The sequence below is a fragment of the Burkholderia sp. E168m23 genome (assembly GCF_016586125.1).
In the GTDB taxonomy this organism is placed as follows: Bacteria; Pseudomonadota; Gammaproteobacteria; order Burkholderiales; family Burkholderiaceae; genus Burkholderia; species Burkholderia orbicola.
This window is the reverse complement of record NZ_BCPP01000768.1, coordinates 1-3,545: the sequence shown is the minus strand read 5'-3', so window position 1 is coordinate 3,545 and position 3,545 is coordinate 1. Positions and strand designations below refer to the sequence as shown.

Below are 3,545 nucleotides of genomic sequence, written 5' to 3'. Positions count from 1 at the left end.
GATCGAAAACGGAAAATCCTGCCTGATGACATGAGTCTTATTCATACTCGAAACCGATGAAGGCCAAACCGCTTCCCCCCGTCTATGCGCTGCGCGCGTTCGAGAGCGCCGCGCGCAACGGCTCGTTCACGCTGGCCGCCGAGGAACTGAGCCTGACGCAAAGCGCGGTCAGCAAGCACGTGAAGACACTGGAGGCCTACTTCGGCCGGAAGCTGTTCGTCCGGCACGGGCCAAAAATGACCGTGACGGCGGAAGCCCACATCTTCGCGGCCGGCCTCAGGCGCGGGTTCCGGCAGGTCGAGGAAGCGTGCATGCTGTTCCGCACGCAACGCGACGTGCTGCGGCTCAAGGCGCCGTCCACGCTGACGATGCGCTGGCTGCTCGACGCACTGGCCGCCTTTCGCGGCACACGGCCGGCGTTCGAGGTGCAGATCGCGAGCGTGTGGATGGATGTCGACACCGTCGATTTTTTCAGCGAATCCTACGATTGCGCGATCCTGCTCGGTGCAGGCAAGTTTGGCGAAAGCACGCATTGCGTGAAGCTGTTCGACGAATGGCTGATTCCGGTGTGCTCGCGGGCCACCGCCGCGGTCGCGCGCGCGAATCCCGCCGCGTGCGAGCTGATCCATCCGTCGCCCGACCGGCGCGACTGGCGCCGCTGGCTCAACGGCAGCGGTCACGACCTGAATGTGGACATCACGCGCGGGCAGGTGTTCGACATGCTCGAACAGGGCATCGCGGCGGCCATCGCCGGTCACGGGATGTCGATCGGCGACCTCGCGCTGTGCGCGACGGCGATCGACGAGAAGCAGCTCGTGCTGCCGTTCAAGACAGCCGTGAGCACCGGCGATGCGTACTACCTCGTATGGCCGGAAGATTCCGCCAAGGCCGCGCAGGTACGCGAGTTGCACGCGTTCCTGGCCGGCCGGATGCCGCGTCTCGCGCATCCGGGCGTTCGCTTCGTCGATTTGGGGTGAAGCACGCGGCGGGCGATCCGTCCTTTTCCACGCGCGGCCGGATCGCCTGCCTTCGATCATGGCGCCGCCCGCCGCAGCGGGCCGGCGCCGATACCGTCAGCCCCGCACGAACGCGAGCAGGTCGGCGTTGAGCACGTCGGCATTGACCGTCAGCATCCCGTGCGAATAGCCCGGGTAGGTCTTCAGCGTGCCATTCTTCAGCAGCTTGATCGATTTCAGCGCGGCATCCGCGATCGGTACGATCTGGTCGTCTTCGCCATGCAGCACGAGCGTCGGGACGGAGATCGACTTCAGGTCCTCGGTCTGGTCCGTTTCCGAAAACGCCTTGATGCCGTCGTAATGCGCCTTCGCGCTGCCTTCCATCCCCTGCCGCCACCAGTTGCGGATCACGCCCTGGTGCACGGTCGCGCCTTCGCGGTTGAACCCGTAGAACGGGCCGCTCGGCACGTCGAGGAAGAACTGCGCGCGATTGTCGGCGAGCGCCTTGCGGAAGCCGTCGAACACCTCGAGCGGCAAGCCTTCGGGGTTCGAATCGGTTTTCACCATCAGCGGCGGCACCGCGCTGACCAGCACGGCCTTCGCGACGCGGCCGGCCGGCTCGCCGTGCTTCGCGACGTAGCGCGCCACTTCGCCGCCGCCGGTCGAGTGCCCGATATGCACCGCATTGCGCAGGTCGAGCGCTTCGACCACCGCGAACGCGTCCGCCGCGTAATGATCCATGTCGTGGCCGTCCCAGACCTGCGCCGAGCGGCCATGGCCGCGGCGGTCGTGCGCGATCACGCGATAGCCGTGCTGGACGAAGAACAGCAGTTGCGCATCCCAGTCGTCGCTGGACAGCGGCCAGCCGTGGTGGAACATGACGGGCTGCGCGTCTTTCGGACCCCAATCCTTGTAGAAAATCTCGACGTTGTCCTTCGTGGTGACGTATGGCATCGCGATGCTCCTGTGAGGTGAATGAACGTGGCGAACGGGCCGCTGCCATTATCGGCCATTATTGTGAAACCACGACGCCATCGTGCAATGCGATGGCCGATCATCCACCGGCAGGAAACGAACGACGCCGCGCGCGTCAGCCGTCAACCGTCCGTTGACACCGTCACGGCTTCCCACGCGCGGATTTCTTCGTCCAGCGCCGCCAGCTTGTTCCGCACGAGCCGCAGCGCGTCGCTGCCGAGCAGCAGATGCGCGGGCGGATGGTCCGCCGCGATCACCGCGAGCATCGCCCGCGCGGCCTTCGCGGGGTCGCCCGGCTGCTTGCCGCTTTTCTCCTCCCGCGCGCGGCGGATCGGATCGAACAACGCGTCGTAGTCGGCGATCGAGCGCGGCGTGCGCGCCATCGAGCGGCCGGCCCAGTCGGTGCGGAACGAACCCGGCGCGACGGCCGTCACCGCGATGCCGAACGGTTCGAGCTCCTTGCCGAGCGTCTCGGAAATGCCCTCCAGCGCGAACTTGCTGCCGCAGTAGTACGCGATGCCCGGCATCGTGATGTGCCCGCCCATCGACGTGATGTTCAGGATGCGGCCGCGCCGGCGTTCGCGCATGAACGGCACGACGGCCTTCATCATCGCGACCGCGCCGAACACGTTCACGTCGAACTGCCGGCGCATCTCGTCGAGCGGCGCCTCCTCCATGATCCCTTCGTGCCCGTAACCCGCGTTGTTCACCAGCACGTCGACGGGCCCGACGTTCGCCTCGATGTCGGCGACGACGCCGTCGATACGCTCGAAGTCGGTCACGTCGAGCACGCGCGCGACGGCCGCCTGCGGGGACAACGCTTCGAAGTCGCGCGCCGCCTGCGCGCCGCGCACCGTACCGACCACCGTGTGACCGGCGGCCAGCGCTTCCTGGGCCAGCGCACGGCCGAACCCGCTGCTGACGCCGGTGATGAGCATGATGTTGCCGGATGCCATGTGAGCCTCTCCCGAATGTCGATTGAAGCATGCATACTAGTCTGACGAACGACGCCGAATAAGCCCGATTCCGCTGATTTTCTTGCACAAAACTATGAGTACCACACCCCGTTCGACCCGAGCTTCGTTACTGTCGCCGCGCGACCGGAAGCGTCTGGTGACGCTGCTGCGCGCGCTGGCGCCCGACGAGGGCTACAACCTGACCGCGCTGCCGAGCGTGCGCATCCTGCGCTCCAACCGCGCGCTGTCGCGCACGCCGGTGCTGTACGACCCGGGCATCGTGATCGTGTGTCAGGGATCGAAGCGCGGGTACTTCGGCGGCGAGCGCTATTTGTACGACGAGCACCATTACCTGGCCGTCTCCGTGCCCGTGCCGTTCAGCATGGAAACCGACGCGACGCCCGAGCGCCCGCTGCTCGCGCTGTACCTGCACCTCGATTTCACGCTGGCCGCCGAACTCGCCGCGCAGATCGACCGAGCCGGCGTCGCGGAAACCGTGCAGGCGCCGAAGAGCATGATGTCGACGCCGATGGATGAAGCGATGCATGCGTCGGTGCTGCGTTTCGTCGAGGCGATGCAGCGGCCGCTCGACGCCGCGGTGCTCGGCCCGGCGCTGCTTCGCGAGCTGTATTTCCGCGTGCTGACCGGCGCGCAAGGC

Annotated in this window: 4 protein-coding genes; 2 read left to right on the top strand and 2 right to left on the bottom strand. The window is 66.6% G+C overall.

The features are described from left to right. Nucleotides 1-56: 56 nt before the first annotated feature. Entirely contained in the window at nt 57-977 is a 921-nt protein-coding gene (locus tag JMF90_RS29215) for a LysR substrate-binding domain-containing protein (RefSeq protein WP_011545648.1), read from the top strand. Between the two features lie 96 nt (nt 978-1,073). Here JMF90_RS29215 and JMF90_RS29210 read toward each other — a convergent pair whose 3' ends face one another. After that, the gene (locus JMF90_RS29210; protein WP_175682263.1) at nt 1,074-1,910 is read right to left on the bottom strand and encodes an alpha/beta fold hydrolase; all 837 of its coding nucleotides are present in this window, start codon (nt 1,908-1,910) and stop codon (nt 1,074-1,076) included. Nucleotides 1,911-2,053: 143 nt separating this feature from the next. Continuing rightward, nucleotides 2,054-2,887: an oxidoreductase gene (locus tag JMF90_RS29205; RefSeq protein ID WP_011545650.1), complete on the bottom strand. Its 834-nt coding sequence runs from the start codon at nt 2,885-2,887 to the stop codon at nt 2,054-2,056. Nucleotides 2,888-2,981: 94 nt separating this feature from the next. On the opposite strand from JMF90_RS29205, the gene JMF90_RS29200 reads away from it, so the two are divergent. Beyond that, a partial coding sequence (locus tag JMF90_RS29200) for an AraC family transcriptional regulator (protein ID WP_201325763.1) occupies nt 2,982-3,545 on the top strand: 564 nt, incomplete at its 3' end.